Annotated in this window: 21 protein-coding genes, 1 tRNA gene and 1 pseudogene; 13 read left to right on the forward strand and 10 right to left on the reverse strand. The window is 70.5% G+C overall.

Translation table 11 applies throughout. The features are described from left to right. Positions 1-1,457: pseudogene (locus tag ACFHWE_RS13370) on the reverse strand (LamG domain-containing protein); the annotation flags it as partial. 910 nt (positions 1,458-2,367) lie between these two features. Here ACFHWE_RS13370 and ACFHWE_RS13375 point away from each other — a divergent pair. Beyond that, positions 2,368-2,616, forward strand: a complete 249-nt coding sequence (locus ACFHWE_RS13375) for a hypothetical protein (protein ID WP_416601638.1) — start codon at positions 2,368-2,370, stop codon at positions 2,614-2,616. A 129-nt stretch (positions 2,617-2,745) separates the two neighbouring features. Then, a complete protein-coding gene (locus ACFHWE_RS13380; protein WP_416601639.1) occupies positions 2,746-3,060 on the forward strand; it encodes a transposase in 315 nt (104 codons plus the stop codon). A gap of 8 nt (positions 3,061-3,068) precedes the next feature. Here the strand turns inward: ACFHWE_RS13380 and ACFHWE_RS13385 are convergent, their stop codons facing one another. Continuing rightward, entirely contained in the window at positions 3,069-3,197 is a 129-nt protein-coding gene (locus ACFHWE_RS13385; RefSeq protein ID WP_416601641.1) for a DUF397 domain-containing protein, read from the reverse strand. Beyond that, complete coding sequence (locus ACFHWE_RS13390; protein WP_416601643.1) at positions 3,151-4,074, reverse strand: helix-turn-helix domain-containing protein; 924 nt, start codon at positions 4,072-4,074, stop codon at positions 3,151-3,153. The genes ACFHWE_RS13385 and ACFHWE_RS13390 overlap by 47 nt, the downstream gene beginning before the upstream one ends. Positions 4,075-4,232: 158 nt before the next feature. On the opposite strand from ACFHWE_RS13390, the gene ACFHWE_RS13395 reads away from it, so the two are divergent. The 3 genes from ACFHWE_RS13395 to ACFHWE_RS13405 are packed head-to-tail and all read left to right on the forward strand — an operon-like array spanning position 4,233 to position 5,454. After that, complete coding sequence (locus ACFHWE_RS13395) at positions 4,233-4,547, forward strand: hypothetical protein (protein ID WP_416601645.1); 315 nt, start codon at positions 4,233-4,235, stop codon at positions 4,545-4,547. Beyond that, positions 4,544-4,882: a recombinase family protein gene (locus ACFHWE_RS13400; RefSeq protein WP_416601647.1), complete on the forward strand. Its 339-nt coding sequence runs from the start codon at positions 4,544-4,546 to the stop codon at positions 4,880-4,882. Before ACFHWE_RS13395 ends, ACFHWE_RS13400 begins: the two co-directional genes overlap by 4 nt. Next, a complete protein-coding gene (locus ACFHWE_RS13405; RefSeq protein ID WP_416601649.1) occupies positions 4,867-5,454 on the forward strand; it encodes an ATP-binding protein in 588 nt (195 codons plus the stop codon). Before ACFHWE_RS13400 ends, ACFHWE_RS13405 begins: the two co-directional genes overlap by 16 nt. Positions 5,455-5,632: 178 nt before the next feature. Here ACFHWE_RS13405 and ACFHWE_RS13410 read toward each other — a convergent pair. The 4 genes from ACFHWE_RS13410 to ACFHWE_RS13425 all read right to left on the reverse strand — a co-directional run bounded on the left by ACFHWE_RS13410 (position 5,633) and on the right by ACFHWE_RS13425 (position 7,362). Further along, positions 5,633-5,709, reverse strand: a tRNA-Val gene (locus tag ACFHWE_RS13410). Between the two features lie 39 nt (positions 5,710-5,748). Then, entirely contained in the window at positions 5,749-6,219 is a 471-nt protein-coding gene (locus ACFHWE_RS13415) for a peroxiredoxin (protein ID WP_416601651.1), read from the reverse strand. A gap of 126 nt (positions 6,220-6,345) precedes the next feature. Beyond that, positions 6,346-6,771, reverse strand: a complete 426-nt coding sequence (locus tag ACFHWE_RS13420) for a DUF3052 domain-containing protein (RefSeq protein WP_028648253.1) — start codon at positions 6,769-6,771, stop codon at positions 6,346-6,348. Between the two features lie 186 nt (positions 6,772-6,957). Continuing rightward, positions 6,958-7,362, reverse strand: coding sequence for a YjbQ family protein (locus tag ACFHWE_RS13425; RefSeq protein ID WP_416601653.1), 405 nt, complete (start codon positions 7,360-7,362; stop codon positions 6,958-6,960). Positions 7,363-7,459: 97 nt separating this feature from the next. Here ACFHWE_RS13425 and ACFHWE_RS13430 point away from each other — a divergent pair, with 97 nt between their 5' ends. Beyond that, on the forward strand, positions 7,460-9,136 hold the full coding sequence (locus ACFHWE_RS13430) for an alkaline phosphatase D family protein (RefSeq protein WP_416601655.1): 1,677 nt from the start codon (positions 7,460-7,462) through the stop codon (positions 9,134-9,136). Positions 9,137-9,148: 12 nt separating this feature from the next. On the opposite strand, the gene ACFHWE_RS13435 is transcribed toward ACFHWE_RS13430, so the two are convergent. After that, complete coding sequence (locus tag ACFHWE_RS13435; RefSeq protein WP_416601808.1) at positions 9,149-9,988, reverse strand: hypothetical protein; 840 nt, start codon at positions 9,986-9,988, stop codon at positions 9,149-9,151. A 279-nt stretch (positions 9,989-10,267) separates the two neighbouring features. Further along, positions 10,268-11,488 carry a PucR family transcriptional regulator gene (locus ACFHWE_RS13440; protein WP_416601657.1) on the reverse strand — a complete coding sequence of 407 codons (1,221 nt, stop codon included), beginning with the start codon at positions 11,486-11,488 and terminating at the stop codon, positions 10,268-10,270. 245 nt (positions 11,489-11,733) lie between these two features. Between ACFHWE_RS13440 and ACFHWE_RS13445 the strand changes: the two genes are divergently transcribed. The 5 genes from ACFHWE_RS13445 to ACFHWE_RS13465 all read left to right on the forward strand — a co-directional run bounded on the left by ACFHWE_RS13445 (position 11,734) and on the right by ACFHWE_RS13465 (position 16,692). Beyond that, positions 11,734-12,711, forward strand: coding sequence for an ACP S-malonyltransferase (locus tag ACFHWE_RS13445; protein WP_416601659.1), 978 nt, complete (start codon positions 11,734-11,736; stop codon positions 12,709-12,711). Between the two features lie 2 nt (positions 12,712-12,713). Continuing rightward, positions 12,714-13,670: a beta-ketoacyl-ACP synthase III gene (locus ACFHWE_RS13450; RefSeq protein WP_416601661.1), complete on the forward strand. Its 957-nt coding sequence runs from the start codon at positions 12,714-12,716 to the stop codon at positions 13,668-13,670. Positions 13,671-13,759: 89 nt separating this feature from the next. Beyond that, the gene (locus tag ACFHWE_RS13455; protein WP_416601663.1) at positions 13,760-13,999 is read left to right on the forward strand and encodes an acyl carrier protein; all 240 of its coding nucleotides are present in this window, start codon (positions 13,760-13,762) and stop codon (positions 13,997-13,999) included. 105 nt (positions 14,000-14,104) lie between these two features. Then, positions 14,105-15,343: a beta-ketoacyl-ACP synthase II gene (gene fabF / locus ACFHWE_RS13460; RefSeq protein ID WP_416601665.1), complete on the forward strand. Its 1,239-nt coding sequence runs from the start codon at positions 14,105-14,107 to the stop codon at positions 15,341-15,343. 233 nt (positions 15,344-15,576) lie between these two features. Further along, positions 15,577-16,692, forward strand: coding sequence for an EAL domain-containing protein (locus tag ACFHWE_RS13465; RefSeq protein ID WP_416601667.1), 1,116 nt, complete (start codon positions 15,577-15,579; stop codon positions 16,690-16,692). A 91-nt stretch (positions 16,693-16,783) separates the two neighbouring features. Here the strand turns inward: ACFHWE_RS13465 and ACFHWE_RS13470 are convergent, their stop codons facing one another. Next, entirely contained in the window at positions 16,784-17,617 is an 834-nt protein-coding gene (locus ACFHWE_RS13470) for an SGNH/GDSL hydrolase family protein (RefSeq protein WP_416601669.1), read from the reverse strand. 613 nt (positions 17,618-18,230) lie between these two features. On the opposite strand from ACFHWE_RS13470, the gene ACFHWE_RS13475 reads away from it, so the two are divergent. Next, positions 18,231-20,522 carry a hypothetical protein gene (locus tag ACFHWE_RS13475; protein WP_416601671.1) on the forward strand — a complete coding sequence of 764 codons (2,292 nt, stop codon included), beginning with the start codon at positions 18,231-18,233 and terminating at the stop codon, positions 20,520-20,522. A gap of 149 nt (positions 20,523-20,671) precedes the next feature. After that, positions 20,672-21,415: a DUF2470 domain-containing protein gene (locus ACFHWE_RS13480; protein WP_416601673.1), complete on the forward strand. Its 744-nt coding sequence runs from the start codon at positions 20,672-20,674 to the stop codon at positions 21,413-21,415. Positions 21,416-21,452: the final 37 nt, after the last annotated feature.

The raw sequence follows: 21,452 nt of genomic DNA on the forward strand, positions 1-21,452 counted from the left end.
GAGTCGGTGTCGACCTGGTCGGGCTTGTTGTTGTAGTCCACCACCAGCACCGGCGGGTCGTTCTCGATATCGATACGGCGCCAAGCGCTGTTGGAGTTCTCGTCGCGCTCCTTCAAGCGCAGGTAGATGTACTCCTCGTTGTTGTCCACGCCCCACTGGTAGGCGTCGGTGGCGTCGAACTCGGTTCCGGTGCTCAGCGGGCACTCGTACCAGCCGCCCACGACATTCTGGGTGTCGAGGTGGTCGCGGGCGGTGGGCTGGTTGTTCCAGTTGGTGGAGCCGGTGAAACGGTCGGTGCGGTGGAGTTCGATGTAGGAGTTGCTGTTACAGGTGTAACCGTGGGTGACCTCGGTGCGCAGGGTCGCCGAGTGGATGGTGGTGGTGTCCTGCTTGGTGCGGCCCGCCACCCAGAATTGGAACAGGGCGCGGCGGGTATAGGTGCCGCTGGCGTCGGAGAGGCGTCCGATGCCCACACTCTCGATGGACCTGTTGAAATACTCCTGGTTGGGGTAGGCGGCGTCGACGTAGGCCCAGTTGGGGCGGGAGACGCTGATGGAGGGGTCGATGTAGACCGGGTACTGGGTGGCCTCGTCGGTGAGCATCTGCTGGTCGGGGGCCAGGCTGAGGGTGTCGACCTCGACGGTGGTGGGGACGGGTTCGACCTGGGAGGTGGTCAGCGGCGCCGTGGTGGGGTCCTCGCCGGTGGCGGTGGCCTGGTCGGCTCCGGTGGAGTCCCACATGGTGGGGGCGGGGGCGGAGAAGACGCTCTGGCCGCCCTCGTCGCCGGTGGCGGTGAGGTTGCCGTGGGTGTCGGCGATCATGGTGACACCGGCGGTGTCCAGGGCCAGTTCCAGTTCGGCCAGTTCGGGGGAGGCGGCGGCTTCGGGGGTGTGCACGACCAGGACCTGGGTGAAGCCTTCGACGCCTGCGGTCAGGACGAGGTCGACGTCGGGCAGCACGTCGGGGTAGGTGGCCTGGTTGCCTTCCAGCTCCGGGGAGGGCAGGTCGCCGTCCCAGCCCAGGGAGACGGAGTTGTTGCCCAGGCCGAGGGTGACCATGGGGGCGTCGCCGCCGGCGGAGAAGGCCAGGTCGGCGTTGGTGGCGCGGGGGCGCAGGAGGCCGTCGCCGGTGTCGACCAGGGTGGTGTCCACGTCGGTCCAGCCCTCGGAGGTGCGTACCCGGACCGGGAGTGCGGAGATCTCCGCGGTGAGGGTGCCGTCGGGGTTGGCGAAGTGTCGGGTCTTCTCGTCGGTCAGCGAGGTGATCTCCACCCGCTCCCCCGTCTCGGCTGCCAGGGCGAGGGCGTTGAACTCCTCCGGCCCGTCGGGCGAGGACTCACCGCCGGCTGCGGGGGGGGTGTCCTCGTCGTCGGCTGAGGCCGGGGCGACGTGGAGCAGGGTCAGGGCCAGCACGGTAGCGGTCGAGGCCGCCGTCATGCGGGTCAGGGCGCGACGCATGGAGAAGAAGCCGTCCTAGTGAGGGATGCCGACAACCGTTCCATTCGGTCATCGGTGACGTAAACCGCCGCGAAGGTATCCCGTTCCAAGAAGAGCCCACAAGGCACGCGGCTCAGCCCCGTGCTCACGCCATCACGCCCACTACTGTGAGCCAGGCAGCCGAACAGCGATTAAACCTCATACGGCAGAATCCAGGTGGCCGGATCCGGCCAATCTTTTCCTAGACACCAAAGGTCGCGTACATAAATAAATCAACCAAAATAAAGATGATATTAACCAATTGTTTACCTTTTTCGCCCGGCAGGCGCCGATCCCTTTTCGTCCGGCTTCTCGAAGTTGAAGCACGCGGCCAGCACCAACTCTGCCCAGGCAGCAGCGCAGCCGATGCAGGATGTCCTAATACTTGGACTGGGCGATCGCCCGTTTTCCGTGGTGACGCCGTTTCGGGCGCCCAAAGCCGCTTCGTGGTACAGGTTCTACCCGAGGAGTGACCGGCGTCCAGCTCCAAGGTTCACTGGCCGGCATGCAGCCGTTGAGCGCTCCGCATCAGCTTGGCGAGTTCGGCGTCGCCATGCTCCACGCCGGTGTGGCTGATACCCGATCCAGTCACTCCGACTACGCTCTGCGAAATGACCAGACCAGCCCGGAGGGCCGCAGACCATAGGAACACTCAAAAGTGACACGAGTCATGGCTGCTGTCGGTTGAAGGGCCAAGACGAGGTTGGCGTAGGCGATGACCTGGCTTTTCTTCTCAACCTAGGAGCATGGATCATCCACGGGATGGGACAAGTTCGTTCGGGCAAGCCGAGAAAGACATGGGGCAAGATCCTGAGTTGCGCTCGTTGGCAGTGCAGCACTCAAACGCTAAGAGCTCATCTCAAAAGCCCTGCGATGTGCTCCTGAGCCTGGCATGATCACTTGCTGTGAGCGATGTGTTGCCCGATGGGCTCTGGGAGATCGTCCAGCCGCTACTGCCTCCCGCGCCACCGCCCACCGCTGGTTCCAGACCTGGACCGAGACGGGCCTGTGGCCCACGATCCACCGCACCATCCTGGACGAGCTGGGCAGACGCGCCCTGCTGGACTGGTCCCGCGCCACTGTCGACTCCCAGTCGATCCGCGCCAAGAGAGGGGGAGAACACCGGGCCAAACCCCACTGATCGAGGCAAACCCGGCTCCAAGCTCCACCTGCTGTGCGATAACCAGGGCCTCCCGCTGACCTGCGCGGTCACCGCGGCCAACGTCAACGACACCGAAGCGCTCAAGCCCCTGTCCGGGGCATCCCGGCGGTGCGATCGCGGCGAGGTCCCCGGCGGCGGCGTCCCACCAAGCTCCACGGCGACAAGGCCTACCACTCCCGGGACCAGCGCCGCTGGCTGCGCGAGCGCGGCATCGGGGTGCGCCTGGCCCGTCCTGGCATCGCGTCCCCCCAGCGTCTGGGACGCCACCGGTACAAAGTCGAACGCTCCATCGCCTGGTTGGGCTCCTACCGCAGGTTGAACGTGCGTTGGGAGCGCAAGGCCTCGACCTTCCTGGCCATGCTCGGCATCGCCTGCATCCTCATCTGCTACAAGCACCTGGCCAAGCATGCTGATGACTTTTGAGATGAGCTCTAAAGGCCGCTATGTTTCACGTCCTGAACAAACACACCCCACTCCACAAGCGAAAAAGCAAGATGCCCCCGCTCGCGGTTTTTAGTGTCCCGCACCAGCGCCGTTCGGGGAGTCTCCGCCACCTCCACGCAGTGACCACCCTGCGCGTTGCTGTAGCTCGAGGTGCGCCACTGAATGTTGTCCATCGATCTCGCCTCGCACATTCTTCAAGTACTTCGTAGTTTGCCCTGGGGAGAGGGCAACGCCCTGCAAGCTGCCGAACTTGAGGGACAAGCGCTCGACTGCTGCCGCCTCGGTGACGAGGTCGCCGGTAGCCGCACCCTCAAGGTAAGCCACCTCTTGTCGGTCAGGAAGCGACAGGATGGTGAAGGGGCCGTCCATGCCTGGGTGCTCGTCGAAGCGGACAGTAGCAGGGATCACCTGGAGCTGAACCCGCCCAGAGCTGGTCAACTCCAGGAGACGGCCCACCTGGCGACCCAGAATGTCAGGCGTCCGCACCAGGCTACCGAGCACCGCCTCGGTGATGATCGCCCAGATCACCGGCCGATCCGACTCGATGAGCAGTTCCTGTCGCCGTAGCCGCTGCTCGACTACACGGTCGATGTAGTCGTCCGTCTCCATCGGGTTGTTGGCGCGGCAGAAGGCACGGATGTACGGCTCGCACTGGAGCAGGCCAGGGACGATCATGGGGTGGTAGTCCCGCATCATGAGGGCGTGCGGCAGGGCTTGCATGAAGCTTCCGGCGTACTCGGGATAGGCGGCTTGCTGGACGTCCTTCCACAGGCCCGTCAGGTAGCCACCGGCCTCGAGCACCTCATCCGCCTTGCTCGCGAAGCGCTGCGTGGGAGTGCGTTCGGCACGCTCGATGTGCCCGACCAGCGCACCCGACACATTGATCGCTCTGGCCAGCTGGCTTTGCGACATATCCGCCAAATTACGCAAACGGGACAATTCACGCCCGAAGCGCCGTATAGCGGGGTTTTCCGCCGGGGGTACACGTGCCATGACCGATAGTTAACTACACAGTCGCTACCAATGACAACCCCACCTTACGGCTAATGGCCAAAAGGCTTGTATGCGTAGCCGCCTTACCTGGGGCAATGGAATGGTCATGGGCGTGGCGCAGCCACTACCAAGCCCCTACTTTTCCAAGGTGGCGATCAATGAACACGCCAACGGCGCCTGCCGCCCTCGAGCGCCTGGATGCGCTCCTCCGTGAGGACAACATCCACCCCCTGCCCGACCTCGATGGTGATGACCTAGCGTTCCTGCACATCGACTGCGTGAGCATCTCAGCCACGAGTGAGCGCTACACGCTGGAGCACCTCGACGACGAGGGCAACTGCCTGCGCACCATCCAGTGCAGCCACGGGCAGATCTTCGAGATAGCCGATCTGGTACGCGCCTACCGCGACCAGCCCCACGAACACGGCAACGCCCGCCCCTGCCTGCGTCTGGTGGAGGGGCGACAGCGATGAACGAGACCAATGCCAGGCCGGTCGCCTTCGGCTACATGCGCGTCCCCGATCCGACCGACCACGCGCACCTGGCGCGACTGCACCAACAGGTGGCGACCTGCGCCCGTGAGCGCGGCTACCGCCTGGCGCGTGTGCTGGTGGATACGCCCCTGGCGCAGCGCTCGGCGTTCGTCCACCTGGTGGAGCTGTTCCAGGAGGGCGAGGCGACGGAGCTGGTGGTGCCGACACTGGAGCACTTCACCAAGTTCACCAGCTTGCAGGTCGGCGTCATCGACCAGTTGCACGAGCTGGGCGTGACGGTGTGGGAGGTGGGTGAGGAATGCTCGCCTCGTTGACGTTGGTGGCCTTGCCGAACGCGGTGGCCTTCGCCCGGGAGTTCACCCGCAGCAGCCTCCACCACGGGGCATCCCCTGACGTCGTGGATAGTGCCGAGCTCATCGTGTCGGAGCTGGTGACCAATGCGGTCGAGGCCGGAGGCTTGACGATGACGACGCCGGTGTCTGCGATCTCGCGGCGGCACTTCATCCACGTGGTGATCAGCGTCCAGGGCGGCCAACTCCTCATCGAGGTGTGGGATGCCGGAAACGGCACCCCCACACGGAGGCCGGTAACCACTGATGCCGAGCACGGCCGCGGGCTGTTCCTCGTGGAGATGCTCAGCCAACGTTGGGGCGTGGTGCCATCGCCGCGTGGAGGCAAGACGGTGTGGTGTGTGCTCGCCCTCGCCGCCGGACCGCCTGAGAGGCGAACGGCCGAGGCTTCTCCCCCACCCCTTCGCCCACTGCCCTTGCCACGGAGAACAGCGCCATACGACCGCGCCCCGTCTACCTCGACCATGCCCCGCAGCGCTCCACCTCTCGGCACGAAGGACATGGAGCGGGTACTGGTGGGGCTGGCCCGTCTGTAATCGACGGGCTGCACGCCCTCCAGGATGGCCGTACACGCCTCGTCACCACCGAGGGCACCAATCGCACTCAACAGCCTGGAAGCCCCCTCCGATGGCGGAGAGGGCTTCCACGTGCTGTCCTCTGTGGACGAGCTTCTCGAATCCCTTGCATTGGGTAAGGGTTCTAGTAAGGCGTCTATGGTGGGCGCGAAGGGACTCGAACCCCTGACCTATTGCTTGTAAGGCAATTGCTCTAGCCAACTGAGCTACGCGCCCGTATCGCGAGTGATCATACCGTCTCGCGGTGGTCCGTGCTCACGGGTTTTCCGTCAGCGAACGCAGTCTGCGCAGGTACTCGCCCGTGTCGCGGGGCTCGGAGACCGGGGTGGCGACCGTCCAGCGCACGCGGCCGGCCGCGTCGATGAGGAAGGTGCCCCTGCGGGCGGTGCCGCGCCGGGAGTCGAACACGCCGTAGGCGTCGGCGACGGCGCCGTGCGGCCAGAAGTCCGACAGCAGCGCGAACGGGAACGACTCGCGGTCGGACCAGGTGCGCAGGGCGAAGACCGAGTCCACGGACACGGCCAGGACGGTGGCCCCGAGGTCGGTGAACTCGGTGTGGCGCGCGCTGAGGTCGGCGAGTTCGCCGGAGCACACCCCGGAGAAGGCCAACGGGTAGAAGACCAGCAGGACGGGGCTGCCCCGCAGCTTCGACAGGGTGGTGTCCTGCCCGTACTGGTCGCTCAGCGTGAAGTCGGGCGCCGTCGCGCCCTCGGTGGTGCCGGTCATGGTCGATCCCTATCAGGGTGCGTGGGCCGTCTCGGCACCCGCCGGTCGGCGGGCGCCCCACAGGGCCGCGCGTCCTCGCCAGGGACGCGCGGCACCGGGTGCCTCACCCCGTCGGGGCGGGCCCCTTTACCGCTTGGGAACGACCAGGCGTGTGCCCGACCACTCCGTTCCGACGCTCACGGCGCTGGTCTGCGACAGGCCGGAGGTGTTGGCCGCCTCGGCGACGTCGTTGGGGGACACGTGCAGTTCACGCCCGGCCTTCGGGGTCAGCACCAGGATGGTGCCGCCGTCGGCGATCAGCGTGACCGTGTCCATCAACGCGTCGGTGAGGTCGCCCTCCTCGTCGGACCGCCACCACAGCAGCGCCGCGTCGACGTCGCCGTCGAAGTCCTCGTCGACCAGTGCTTCTCCGGTCACCTCGGCGATGGACGCACGCAGTGCCTCGTCGACATCGTCGTCGAAGCCGAATTCCTGCACCACCTGACCCGGCTTGAATCCGAGTCGGTCAGCCAAGCCGCGTTCGCTCTGTGCCTGGCCCGCGGTCGCGCTCACGAAAGTTCTCCTCCACAGATGGGTTTTCTCAATCTTGCCTGCACGAAGCAGTTGTCACAACGATGCCGGGCTGTTCTCGCCGGCCGTGCGGTTCCGCGGCCATCGCTGATGGCCTAGTCCACACGCTAGCGGTATCTCCCGTCAACGCACCGTCCACTCCCGGTCACCTTTGGTCCGTCACCGCTGTCATCCCCCGAGGAAGGACAACCGGACCCGGCGGTCGGGGTTGTCCACGTTGAGGTCGACGACGGCGATGGACTGCCAGGTGCCGAGTTCGAGCCGGCCCGACAGGACCGGCACGGTGGTCTGGGGGGCGACGAACGCGGGCATGACGTGCGATCGCCCGTGTCCCTGGGACCCGTGCCTGTGCCGCCAGCGGTCGTCGGCGGGCAGGAGGTCGTCGAGGGAGGCGAGCAGGTCGTCGTCGGACCCGGCCCCGAGCTCGATGATCGCCACACCGGCGGTCGCGTGGGGGACGAAGACGTTCAGCAGTCCGTCGCCGTCCCCGGCGACGAAGTCCGCGCACGCGCCCGTGATGTCGGTGATGCTCTCCGCTCCTCCGGTGTGCAGCTCAAGGGTCTGTGTCCGCATAGCGCCACCTTCGCGCAGCCGGGGCGCTCGTGCAACCACCTTGTTCGGTCCGTGGATGGCGATATGCCCGCTGGCGGGCCATACTCGTCGGCGACGCATGAGAATCTGGGAGAAAAGAGGGGAAACGGTGACTGTGGCCTTACGTGTGGGACCCCTGCTGCGGCACGTGGGACCGACCACCGCGACCGTGTGGGTGGAGACCGACGCCCCTTGCCTGGTCCGGGTCCGCGCCGGGGGGCGGACGGCCGCCGAGAGCCGGACCTTCACCGTGCACGGCCACCACTACGCCGTGTGCGAACTCACCGGGCTGGCGCCGGGCTCGTCCCTGCCCTACGAGGTGCTGCTGGACGGAGCCGTGGTCTGGCCGGAGCCGGAGGCGGGACTGCCGCCGAGCACCGTGCGCACCCTGGACCCGCAGGCGCCCACGCGCCTGCTGTACGGCTCGTGCCGAACCCCCACGAACGACTCCCCCGAGGGAGTGGTCCGCTACGGCCCCGACCTGCTCCGCGCCACGGGCCGGAGGCTGGCGGAGGAGGGCGTCGGGGAGGGCGTCAACACCGTCCTGCTGCTCATCGGCGACCAGGTGTACGCCGACGAGATCCAGCGGCCCATGCGCGACTTCCTGCGCCGGTCCCGGGAGGCCGGCGACGACGCGCCCGAGGGCGAGGTGGTCCGCTACGGGGAGTACGCCGAGCTGTACCGGCAGGCGTGGAGCGACCCCTGGGTGCGGTGGCTGCTGTCCACGGTGCCCACCGTGATGATCTTCGACGACCACGACGTGCGCGACGACTGGAACACGTCCGCGGCCTGGCGCGAGGGGATGGCGGCGCTGCCCTGGTGGCCCGCCCGGATCACCGGTGCGCTGGGCGCCTACTGGGTGTACCAGCACCTGGGCAACCTGTCCCCCGGCGAGCGCGAGCGGGACCCGGTGTGGGCGTCGGTGCGCGGTGAGGACGACGCGGGCGCCGTCCTGGACGCGTTCGCCCGGCGCGCCCACGAGGAGCCCTCCTCCTACCGCTGGAGCCACCGCCACGACGTGGGCGGGGTACGCGTCCTGGTGGCCGACACCCGCTGCGGACGCGCGCTGGGCGAGGGCGGCTCCGGTGAGCGCTCCATTCTCGGGCCGCAGGGGCACGACTGGCTGGACGCGCACCTGACCGGCGGCCACGAGCACGTGGTCCTGGCCTCGACCGTGCCCGTGCTGCTGCCGCACGCGGTGCAGCACCTGGAGGCGTGGAACGAGGCGGTGTGCGCGGGGGCGTGGGGACGGCGCGCCCGCGGTCCGGCCGAGAGGCTGCGCCAGGCCATGGACATGGAGCACTGGGGGGCCTTCCAGTACTCCTTCCGCCGACTGGCCGACGGGGTGCGCGCGCTGTGCCGGGGCGAGCGCGGCGGGGCCCCGGCCACGGTGCTGTTCCTCAGCGGCGACGTGCACTTCTCCTACGCCGCCAGGGTCGACGGCGGCGACGCGGCCGGTGGGACGCGCGTGGCCCAGTTGGTGTCCTCGCCCCTGTGCAACCGGTTGCCCGCACCGATGCGGCGGCTCACGCGGCTGTCGACGGTCTGGCCGCTGCGTGTGGTGGGCCGGGCCATGGCCTGGGCGGCGCGGGTGCCGGGTTCCTGGCCGCGCTGGCGTGTGGAGGGTCCGCCGTACTACGGCAACACCATGGGCGAGGTGCGCTTCGACGGGGCGCGGGCCGAGGCCCTGTGGTACGACTGCCCGGACCCGGGGACCGACCCCTGCCCCCGGGTCCAGCGGCGTATGCGCGTGTGAGCGCCGGGGCGCTCAGTTCTTGTGGGAGCGGGGGCGCCGGGTCGAGCGCCCGGTCCGGGTGCCGCGGCGCACGGCCAGGCCCAGGGCACCGCCCTGGCGCATGATCTGGCGGGTCGCCCTGTGCACGGTGGAGCCGCGCACCACGTGCTTGGTGCCCGCTCCCGGTGTGTCGGTGTCCTTGCCGCCGGGCTCCGGAGCGCTTCCGGGGCCGTCGTCCGGGGCCGGACCCCGCTCACCGTCCTCCGGGGCGTCCGCCGCGTCGGGGACGGCCTCGGCGCCCTGGCGCTCACGCGCGGCCTCCTCGCGCTGGGCGCGCCACTCCCGCCAGTCCCGGGCGAGGGGGGTGGCGATCGGCCAGGTGACCTTGGCCGGACGGGACAGGGCGTGCCACAGGTAGGCGGTGGTGCCCCAGGCCTCCATCGCCCGGCGCGCGCGGGTGATGGTGAAGAACGTGGGCAGTGCCATCAGCAACTGCGGCCAGGCCAGGGCCAGGGCGGCCAGCATCGGGTAGGCACCGCCACCGAGGATCGAGGCCGCGGCGCCGAAGACGACGGCGACGAGTGCCAGGCAGATCCGCAGTGTCGTGAACTGCCGGAAGCGGTGCAGGGAGCGGCGTGCGGAGGCCTGCGGTCCCAGGCCCTCTGGCAGCGGTGTGGGCTGGACGAGTGTGGACAGCAGCAGCGTGCCCATACCCACGGACGCGGCCAGGAGGATCGTCCAGCCCGCGGCGGAGAGGGACCCGCCGACCAGGAGGAGGACCAGGCCCAGGACCGGGAGGGGCACGGGTAGCCAGAACAGGACCCTTCTGCGTATCTCGCCCTCCTGCGTGGGCTGGAGGACGAGATCGGCCACGGCCGCCGCCGCGGACCGGGCCCCGGTGACCGCGGACCGGCCCCTCTTGCGCTCGAACACAGACTTGACCCCCAAGAACGTCGTGCGAGGGCGTCGCGGGGACCCTCGGGCGCAAGCACGGCCTCGTCGGCGGTCCCGTCGGCGTTCCGCCCGTCCCAAAACTATCTGCCTGTTTGTGGCCTCATGCCACATACGGACAGTTACAGACATACCCGAACCAGGTGAAACATCCATAAGACAGGAGATACGGCAAACAACAATCAGGTTACGGAGATCGCCCTATTCTCTGGAAACCGCAGCCAACCGCCCCAGAGCCACCGCGATCCGCAACACGAACGACCCGCGCCCGTCAGAGGGCGCGTGCCCGGTCAGCTCGGCGATCCGGCTGAGCCGGTAACGGACCGTGTTGGGGTGGACGAACAGCATGCGCGCCGTCGCCTCCAGCGACGAGGCGTGCTCCAGGTACACCGACAGCGTGTCCAGGAGCGGCGAGCCCGCACCGGTCAGGGGCAGGTACACCCGCTCCACCAGGCTGCGGCGCGCATCCCCGTCCCCCTGGAGGGCGCGCTCGGGCCACAGGTCGTCGGCGAGCACCGGGCGCGGGGCGTCGGGCCAGGCCGCCGCCGCCCGCAGCCCGCTGATGGCCGCCCTGGCCGACGCCCCGGCGGCCCGCAGTTCGGGGACGGCCGGGCCGACGACCACCGGTCCCGGGCCGAACAGCGCGGCCAGCGGCTCGGCCGCCGCCCCGGGCAGCTCCTCCTCCTGGTAGCGGCCGCCGACGCCGAGCACCACGACCACGCGGCCCCCCTGGCGGCCCGCCAGCACGTCGTGGCCCATGCGCCGGGCGGCGGCGCGCAGGTCGTCGAGGACCTTCGTGCCGGCCTCCTCCTGGGCCTGGCCCGCCAGAGCGATGACCGGCGTGTGCGACCAGCCCAGTGCCGAACCCCAGGTGTCGAGCCCGTCCTCGCTGTCGCCGTGCAGGAGGGCGTCGACGATCAGGGCCTCCAGCCGCGCGTCCCACGCGCCGCGGGCCTCGGCGGCACGCGCGTAGATCTTCGCCGTGCTGAAGGCGACCTCGCGCGTGTACCGCAGGACCGCCTCGCGCAACTGCTGCCGGCCGCCGGGCGCGGCCAGGGAGTCGACCTGGGCCTCGACCACCTCGATGACCACGCGGATCATGTCGACCGTCTGCTGCAGCGACACCGAGCGCGTCAGCTCCCGCGGAGCGGTCCCGAAGACCTCGACGGTGATGGCGGGCCGACCGCTCCCGGAGCTGCGGAACCAGTCGACGAAGGCCGCCACGCCGGACTGGGCGACCAGGCCGATCCACGACCGGTCCTCGGCCGACATGCGGCGGAACCAGCCGAGCCGTTCCTCCATCCGCGTGACGGCGGCCGTGCCGAGCGCCCCCATGGAGCGCTCCAGGCGGCGGACGGTGTCGGCGCGCACGCGGTCCCGGTCGTCCGCTGCGCCGGGTACGTCCTGGTGTTGGCTGTTCACACCTCTAGCGTGGCATCCCCGCCCCACCTCCCGGACCGGCGCACCCCGCGAAACCGCACGCCGCACGCCCCGCCACCGGTGCCTTCGCCGGGACGGGGCTATCGTCGGACGTGACGCTTTCCACTGGTTCCGAGCCCGTGGACACGCCCGTACAGGCGTTTTGTGGAGTACCTACAAACGCCTTCCCGGAACTTCGTGTCCCTCGCCATCGGACCGGCGATCCTCTACACGGCAAGGTTGATGACGTGCTTGTTATCGTTGCTCCCGGCCAAGGCGCCCAGGTTCCCGGCTTCCTCTCCCCATGGCTCGAACTGCCCGGACTCTCCGAGCAGTTCGCCGCCTGGTCCGAGGTGGCCGGGCTCGACCTGGTCCGCTACGGCACCGAGGCCGGGGCGGAGGAGATCCGCGACACGGCCGTCGCCCAGCCGCTGCTGGTCGGCGCGGGCCTGGCCGCGGCCTCCGCCGTTCTCGGCCCCCTGTCCTCCCCCGCCCTTCCCGCGAAGGACTCCCTCGTGGACGCGGTCGCCGGACACAGCGTGGGAGAGTTCACCGCCGCCGCGGTCACCGGGGTGCTCTCCCCCGACGAGGCCCTGTCCCTGGTCGCTGAGCGCGGCCGTGGGATGGCCGACGCGGCAGCCCGCACCGAGACCGGCATGACCGCGGTGCTGGGGGGCGTCCGCGAGGACGTGCTCCAGGCCGTCGAGGAGGCCGGGCTCACCGCCGCCAACGACAACGGGTCGGGGCAGATCGTGGCCGCCGGAACCACCGAGCGGCTCGCCGCGTTCGCCGAGAACCCGCCGCCGCGCGCCCGGCTGCGGCCCCTGTCCGTGGCGGGCGCGTTCCACACCGAGCACATGGCCCCGGCCGTGGAGCGGGTCCGCGCCGCCGCGGACGCGCTGTCCCCGCAGAACCCCTCCACCCGTCTACTCTCCAACGCGGACGGGGCGGTCGTGGCGGACGGAGCGGAGTACGTGCGGCGCCTGGTCGCGCAGATCTCCTCACCGGTCCACTGGAACGCCTGCACCCAGACCCTCTCAGACCTCGGCGTGACCGCCCTGATCGAACTGGCGCCGGCCGGCACCCTCACGGGCCTGGCCAAGCGTGCGCTGCGCGGTGTCGAACTGCTCGCGGTGAAGACACCGGACGACGTCGACCGCGCCACGGCCCTCATCAAGGAACACGCCGGCACCTCCGCTCCCGCGAGCACCGGCCAGGAAGGTTGACCATGTTGAGCACCCCGAGCGCTCCCCTGGGAGCGTCGGTCACCGCCTTCGGCGAGTACCAGCCGCCGAAGGTCGTGACCAACGCCGACCTAGAGGCCAGGGTCGACACCAACGACGAGTGGATCCAGAGCCGCGTCGGCATCAGGGAGCGCCGCATCGCCGGCCCCGAGGACACCGTCGAGAGCATGGCGGTGGCCGCCGGAGGCAAGGCGCTGGCAGCCGGAGGCCTGTCCCCTGAAGACATCGACCTGGTGATCGTCGCCACCTGCACGGTGACCGACCAGATCCCCAACGCCGCGGCGACCGTCGCCGCCCGGCTGGGCATCCACGCGCCCGGTGCCTTCGACCTCAACGCCGCCTGCGCGGGCTTCTGCTACGCGCTGGCCGCCGCCTCGGACGCGGTCCGCGGCGGCAGCGCGCGCAACGTCCTGGTCATCGGCTCCGAGAAGCTCAGCGACTGGATGGACTGGGACGACCGGTCCACGTGTGTGATCTTCGCCGACGGCGCCGGGGCCGCGGTGGTCTCCGCCACCGAGGAGCACCGGATCGGCCCGGTGGTCTGGGGCTCCTCCGGCGAGCGCGCCGACAAGATCTACCTGCGCGAGCACAAGTACCTCCACCAGGAGGGCCAGGCGGTCTTCCGCTGGACCACCACGGAGCTGTACGGGGTCGCCCTGAAGGCCATGGAGAGGGCCGGTGTGGAGCCCTCGGAGCTGACGGCCTTCGTCCCCCACCAGGCGAACCTGCGGATCGTGGAGGCCATCGCACGCAAGCTGGGCGCGCCCCAGGCACTCGTGGCCCGCGATATCGTCACCGCTGGAAACACCTCTTCAGCGTCCATCCCTCTCGCCCTGGGGCGCATGGTCGGACGCGGAGAGCTGCCCTCGGGGAGCACCGTCCTCACTCTGGGCTTCGGTGCGGGGCTGGCCTACGCCGCCCAGGTGATCCGCCTTCCCTGATCCGTACCGCCCCTCGCGGCAGTGCCGCACGAGACACCCCGGGCACGGGGGCTCCCCGAGCCGGAACACCAAGCAAGGAGAGAACACACATGGCCCACAGCGAGCAGGAGATCCTGAACGGACTCGCCGAGATCATCGAGGAGATCGTCGGTACCGAGCCCTCCGAGGTCACCCCGGAGAAGAGCTTCGTCGACGACCTGGACATCGACTCGCTGTCCATGGTGGAGATCGCCGTCTCCGCCCAGGACAAGTTCGGTGTGGAGATCCCCGACGACCAGCTCAAGGACCTCAAGACGGTCCAGGACGTCGTCACCTTCATCCAGAAGTAGCGTCGCCCGGGCCGCCGGCACCCGTCGGCGGCCCGGCCAAGAACCCCGCCAACGCCTCCCGGCACACCGCGGCCGGGCCAGATCCACGAGAAGGGCGATCGGATCATGTCCCAGACCGATGTCGTCGTCACCGGCCTCGGCGCCACCACCCCCCTCGGGGGTGACGTCGCGACCACATGGTCCGCACTGCTCGAAGGCCGGTCCGGTATCAGCATGCTGGACCCCGAGTGGCACGAGACGCTCCCGGTGCACTTCGCCGGGCGCATCGCGCAGGAACCCTCCGAGAAGCTGCCCCGCCCGAGGCTGCGCCGCCTCGACCGCACCCAGCAGTTCGCGCTGATCGCCGCCCAGGAGGCCTGGGCCGACGCGGGCTCGCCCGAGGTCGACCCGCTCCGGCTGGGGGCCGTCGTCTCCAGCGGTATCGGCGGCATCCTCACCATCCTGGAGCAGTACGACACCTTCCGCGAGAAGGGCTGGAAGCGGGTCTCCCCGTTCACCGTGCCCATGCTCATGCCCAACAGCCCCGCCGCCGCGGTCTCCCTGGAGTTCACCGCACGCGCCGGGGCGCACTCGCCGGTGAGCGCCTGCGCCTCCAGTGCCGAGGCCATCGCCAACGCCGTCGACATGATCCGCGCCGGCCGCGCCGACATCGTGATCGCGGGCGGCACCGAGGCGGCCATCCACCCGCTGAACATCGCCTCGTTCGCTTCCATGCGCGCCCTGTCCACCCGCAACGACGACCCGCAGGGCGCCTCCCGCCCCTGGGACGTGAGCCGCGACGGGTTCGTCATGGGCGAGGGCGCCGGCATCGTGGTCCTGGAGTCGGCCGAGCACGCCGCCAGGCGCGGCGCCCGGGTGTACGCGCACGCCGTCGGGGTGGGCTACACCAACGACGCCCACGACATCGTCCAGCCCGACCCCGAGGGCACGGGCCAGACGCGGGCGATCCACCAGGCGCTCGGCGACGCCGACCTCGCACCGAGCGACATCGTGCACGTCAACGCGCACGCCACGTCCACCCCCGCCGGCGACGTGGCCGAGACCGTGGCGATCCGCACCGCGCTCGGCGACTCCGCCACCGACCGGGTCGCGGTGACCTCCACCAAGTCGATGACCGGCCACCTGCTCGGCGGCGCGGGGGCGGTGGAGTCGATCGCCACGGTCCTGGCCCTGTACGAGGGCCGGATCCCGCCGACGATCAACATCGACCAACTCGACCCGGACGCGGTCGTGGACATCGTCCGCGACAAGCCGCGGGACCTGCCCGAGGGCGACGCCGCGGCGATCAACGAGTCCTTCGGCTTCGGCGGCCACAACGTCGCTCTGGTGTTCCGCCGGCCCTGAGCCCGGTCGAACACACGGCCCCTGGAAGTCCTCTTCCGGGGGCCGTCGCCGTCCTCCGTGTGTGAGCAGAGCATACGGCCGTTCGAGACACGGTGAACACGCGTGAAGTTCTGCTGAACAGCAGTACACATGCCTTTCTCCGCCCCTCGGGGGAGAGCACCATGGGAGCCGTGTCTGTGCAAGCGTCCCAGTATCATGCCGGTTCATCCTCCATCGAAACGAGCGTTCCTGAGGTGCACCGCTCCTCTCGCTCCGTCACGCACCGGCCGGTCGTGGACCTGGAGTCGGGGGCGGTTCTCGCGGTCGAGGTGGTCGCCTCTCCCCCGCCCGTGCCCCGGAGCGCCTCCAGCGCGGTGACCCCCCGGGAGCAGATCCTCATCGCCGAGTGGCTCGTGAACCTGATCGGCCAGTCCGGCGCTTCGGGAACCCTGCTGCCGCTGGTCCTGCCACTGCCCGCACGGATGCTCACCGCGGGGGACGCCTTCGTCTCCCTGCTCGACAGCCGCCTGCGCCGATCCGGTCGGCGCCCCAGCGACATCACGCTCATGCTCAGCCCCGAGCTGTCCGCGCTGCCCAGGCAGTTCGTCACCTCGGGCGTGGCCCGGCTCAGGTCGGCCGGGTTCCGGTGCGGGTTCGGTACCGCGCTGGTCAGCCCGGACCTGGTCCTGGAGACGGTGCCCTACCTCATCCGCCTCGACCCGTCGATCGTGGCGGACGTGGCCTCGGACCAGCGCAGGACCACCGTGGTGGAGGGCCTGGCCCGGATCGGTCGCGGCAGCGGCGTCTACTCCATGGCCTCGGGGATCAAGCACGGCGAGGACGTGGTCCGCCTGCGCCGCTGCGGCCTGCGGGTGGGGACCGGCCCGTTCTTCGCCGAGGACACCTGGCTTCCGGGCGAGCGTGTGACCCCGGTTCCCGAGCCGGCCGCCGACGCCCAGGACCAGCAGGACTCCGGCCCGCAGATCACCGAGTTCATGCTGCCACCGGTCGGGTTCGGCGCCGACGTGAGCTGCGAGGAGGTCCTGGACGCCTTCACCGGCGACACCGCGCTCAACAGCGCGGTCCTCATCGACCACCGGGACCGCCCTCTGGGCGTGATCGACCGGACCCGGTTCCTGCTGTCGGTGACCGGCAGGTACGGGCACGCGCTGCACGCCAAGCGTCCGGCGCTGCGGCTGGCCGAGCCGCCCCGGACGGTTCCGGCGTGGATGTCGGCGATCGCCGCACTGCGGGTGGCCGGGCAGGACAACGCGCGTGTCTACGACGACATGATCGCCACCAACACCTACGGCCAGGTCGTGGGTGTGGTCCACGTGGCCGACCTGATCCAGTCGCTCTCCCGGAGCTGACCGGTGTGCGCGTTGGGACCGCCGCCGCGGCATCCGCGGAGGGGGTCCGCACACGCGGTGCGGCCGTCCTGCGGGAACGGCTCCGGATGAGTCAGCCGACGCCCTCGTCCAGGGCGCGGGCCATCCTGAGCCGGGTAGCCTCGTCGTGCAGGTAGTCCAGCGCCGGACGCTTGGGGAGCCGCCCGTCCCCCGAGGAGCGGCCCAGGGCCCTGCGGCTCAGCCACGGGACGAGGTACTGGCGCGCCCAGCGGCGGTTCTCGCGGCGGCGCAGGATGCGCGGGACCTCACGGGGCGGGGTGTCCCACGGGTCCTCCCAGTCCTTGCGCGAGCCCATCGGGACACCGAGCAGGTCGGCGATACGAGCGGCGACGATCTGGTGGCCGTCGCTGTTCATGTGCAGGCGGTCCTCACTCCAGGCACGGGGGTCGGCCAGGGAGTTGAGCGCCCACATGTCCACGATCTCCGCGCCGGTGCGCTCAGCGACGGCGCGCATGTGCATGCTGAAGACGGCGATACGGCCGCGGTAGTAGCGCAGCACGGGGATCCACCCGGTGTCGTGGCCGGACACGATCACCACGCGCAGGCCCGCGTCGCGCAGGCGGCGGATCCCGCGTTCGAACTGCTCTCCGAGCCGGTCCAGGTTCCTGCCGGGCAGCAGCACGTCGTTCCCGCCGGCCAGGACGGTCACCAGGTCCGGCCGCCACTCCAGGGTCTGCTCCGTCTGTTCGCCGAAGATGTGGCGCATGCGCCGACCGCGCACGGCCAGGTTGGCGTAGCGGAAGTCGGGGGTGAACGAACCCAGGTGATCGGCGAGCCGGTCGGCGAACCCCCGGTAGGCCCCTCCGGGCCCACTGCCGTCATCGATCCCCTCGGTGATGCTGTCACCGATCGCGACGTAGGAACGGATGGCATCCGGTCTGCTCACACGCGCGACCGCAGGGGGATTCGTCTCTACGTCTGTCACGTCAACCAATCGTCCGGCTCGGTCGCCCCGCGACCGGTGGTCCGGATACGAGGCGAAACTCCTGCTGGGGCCGCGTGCGGCCGCTGGTCCCGGGCCCGGAAGCGCCGACCGGTGGTCGGCTGTGGAGCGGCCACCCTGCCGAAGTCCGTTCGGGCGAGGACAGTGCCGCCAAGCATACCCGCGCATGGGGTCGTAGTGCCGAAACAGGGAGCATCAAGGCACCCGCTCAGCCATGGATAGGGAGTTAATCGACTATGAATCGGGGCATAGCCCCCCTTGCGCGCCCTACAATGAGTACCGTCGATATCGAACGTCGAACAGCCAGGTCACAGAAAAGTCGACGAACCCGTGGGGTCCCGGGACTACCCATGTGGCGCTGAGCGACGTACGATCACGGACGACACGTACTCACGGCGCCCCTGTCCCCCGGTCAGCCGTGCTCGACTGATCGGCGTCGGCTCGGTCGGCCGCGTCCCGGTCGGGTGATGGGCGAGTGCTGTGGTGCGCCGAACCGAAGGCCCGTGCGGTTCCTCCAATTCACGTGCAGTCACCAGGAGGTCGAGGTCCCCAGCGGATGAACGCCGTCTCCCCGATCTGCCTCGTCGACCTCGCCCCCGCCCTGCGGTGGTCGCGCTCGCCGGACGTGGCACCCCTGCTCCGCCACGATCGGCTCATCGAAGGCTGGTGGCACTCGCTGCCCGTCTCCCAGGTCCTGGACATCGCCGGGCCACCCTGGCTCGCCCACGGCATCGCCCGTCTGGCCGCGGAGCAGTGGGGACACGTCCCCCTGGCCTCGTTCCTGCCCAGTCTGCAGGCCCAGCAGGTGGACTGCTCGGACCTGTCCGACCCCGTCCGCGGCGCCGTCGCCTCCACCGCCGGGGACTGGGAGCGCCTCATCGCGGCCACACCGCAGGAGATCGGCTCGTGGCCGATCAGCGGCTGCGGCGCACTCGACATCATCAGCACGGTCGCCTGGCGGGCCCTCCAGCCCTGCTGCGACCTGCCCGGCGGCCCCACGCCCTCGCCCGCGCTGATGCTGGAGGCCGTGCGCACCATCTCCCACTGGCTGCCCGACTCGGCCCCCGCCCACGTGCGCAGCGCACTGGACTACCTCACCAACGCCACCGGTGTGGGCGAGGGGTCCGGGGCCTCCGAGGGTGCCGGGCACGACCCGGCGCCGCCGCAGACCCCGGCGACCCACGCCATCCGCACCCTGCGGGCCCTGCGCGCCCAGCGCGACGAGGAGCGGCGGCGCATCCCCGAGAAGGCGACCGGGACCGAGGGACCCGGTGGCGCTCCCGGCGGCACGCCCATCAGCATGGTCAGTTCGGCCGCCATGATCCCGGGCGGCGCCGAGGCCGTGTCCGGCACGGACAGGGGCGGCGGTATAGGGGACCTGCGTTCGCAGTTCCGCAGTTCCCTGCTGGGACCGGGCCGGACCCTGCGCCGCCCCTCGTTCAGTCGCCCCAAGGCGATGCGCTCCGACCACGTGGAGGCGCAGCCCCCGGCGCCCGCGCTCGGCGAGCACCCCCTGGTGGACCTGGTCGACGGCATGTTCCGCTCCTGGCCCGAGCTGGAGCGCACCGTGGCGGCCGAGCGGCTCTTCGCCACCGACCCCATCAGCATCAGGGTGCTCTCGGAGCAGATCGCGGTGGACGTCACCGAGATCCGCGCGGCCCAGCGCAAGGTGGAGGAGCGCCTCCTGCGCTGGCTCAACTCCCCCGAGAGCGGGCAGATCACCAAGCACCTGCGCGACCTGTCCGAGCAACTGGGATCGGCGACGACCATCGACCGGCTCATCAACGCACACGCGGACCACCCCGTGAACGTGCCCACACTGCACACCCCGCTGTGGCGCGTGGTCATCACCCTGTTCACCGACCGCAGGATGCACAACGGCTGGCTCATCGCCGACGATCCCAACCGCCTGCGCTGGCAGACCCGCGAACTCCTGGGCGACGCCCCCGACATGACCGAGGCCGGGATCCGGCTGGGCCGGATCGGCATCCGCCAGCAGGAACTGCGGGCCTGGCTGCTGAGCACCCCCGGGGTCAGCCTCAAGGAGGGGCGCGTGCTCGTCGACCCCTCCGTCCCGATGGAGGCGCCCGCCGACCCGGGCCCCGCGGACACCTCCAGGCCTACGACGGAGAACGGACTGCCGATCCGGCGCCGCCCCGAGGGCCCGGAGGGCCCGCCCCCCTCACCGCAGGCGCCGCCGGGCCTTCCGTACCAGGACGCCCAGCAGGCGTCGGCACCGTTCGGCGTCCCCTCCGCGGTACCGCCGCGGGCGGCGGTGCGTCCGGGGGGCCCCGCGCAGCAGTCGGCGGCGAACGACCCGTCGATGGCCGCGCGCTGCTTCCACGCCCCCGACGGGCGCTGGTGGCACCGGGTCGACATCACCGCCGACCACCTCAACGGGGCACCCGTCGCGGTCCCCACCGGCTACGCCGTGCACCTGGGGCTGCAACCGGGGCGCCTGCTGTGCCTCACGGCCCCCGGCGCCGACCTCCTGGTACTGGTCTGGCGGGACCAGCCCGCGTTCGACTCCCTGCGGCCCCTGCTGCGCCGCCAGGCGGCCCAGCCCGGCGACCGGATGTTCATCACCGTGACCGGGGACCGGCTCGACGCGCGCAAGCTCCCCGCCACCGATCTGAGCGGCTTCCCGCCGGCCTCGCGCGCCCTGCACCTGAGCGGCTACACGGCGCACGCCTCCACGGAGGAGGCGCTGGGGATCCTCTCCCGGCGGATCACCGACGGCGAGGAGCGGCTTCCGGCCGATCCGCAGGCGCTCATCGACCGCCTCGAACTGCGCGGGGACACCGACATCGCCGGAGAGCTGCGCGCCGGGCTGTTCGCCGCCCGCTGAGCCCGCCCGAGAAGGCCCCCGGAGCGCTCCGGGGGCCTTTTCCCTGTCCGTGGCGCGTCCACCGACCGAAAGCGGTCCCGGGACCTGGCACGAACCGACCCCCGTACTATAGGTTAGCCTTACCTAATCAGTACAAGGTGGTTCCCTCCATGACGTCCTCCGCACCCCTGCCCACGCCCGCCGACCGGGCGCGCTCCGTCCTGGTCCGGGGCAACCCCGCGACCGTGTCCTCCGCCCGGCCCCGGTCACGCACTCCGATACGCCTGCCCGGGACGGTCTGCCACATCCACCGCTCGGGCGAGGTCGGCCTGCTCCTGCACGACGGCCACCCCCTGCTGGCCGCCGGAGCCGACCGGGTCGTCATGGCCGAGTTCACCGACCTGGCCCCGGTCCCGCTGCGGGACCCCGTGCGGGCCGTGCTGTGGGTCAGCGGCACCATGTCCGTCCTGGGCACCGGGGCGGCGCGCGAGCGCGCCCTGGAGGTACTGCGGACCGATCCCGACGAGCGTCTCCTGGAGATCGGCCACGGCCACACCATGGCCCTGGTGCGCCCCACCCTGCTGGTCTACTCCGACCCGGAGGGGGCCCACCTGCTGCACCCCGACGAGTTCGCCGCGGCCCGCACCGATCCCTTCAGCCGCTGGGAGGCACCGTGGCTGCGCCACGTGGACAGCGACCACCCCGAACTGATCGACGCTTTGGAGGGGCGCCTCCCCCCGCACCTGCGCGACGGCGGCACCCGGCCGCTGGGCGTGGACCGGTTCGGGCTGCGCCTGCGCGTGGAGGCCGCCGACGGGGACCACGACGTGCGGCTGCCCTTCTCCCGGCCCGCGCACAGCGGGCACGACCTGGCCCACCAGGTACACCTTCTGGCCGGCATCGCCCACCACTGAGCCGGACACGGGTGCGGGCCGGGACCCGAAGGTCACC

It is taken from the genome of Nocardiopsis sp. LOL_012, from assembly GCF_048060475.1.
In the GTDB taxonomy this organism is placed as follows: Bacteria; Actinomycetota; Actinomycetes; order Streptosporangiales; family Streptosporangiaceae; genus Nocardiopsis.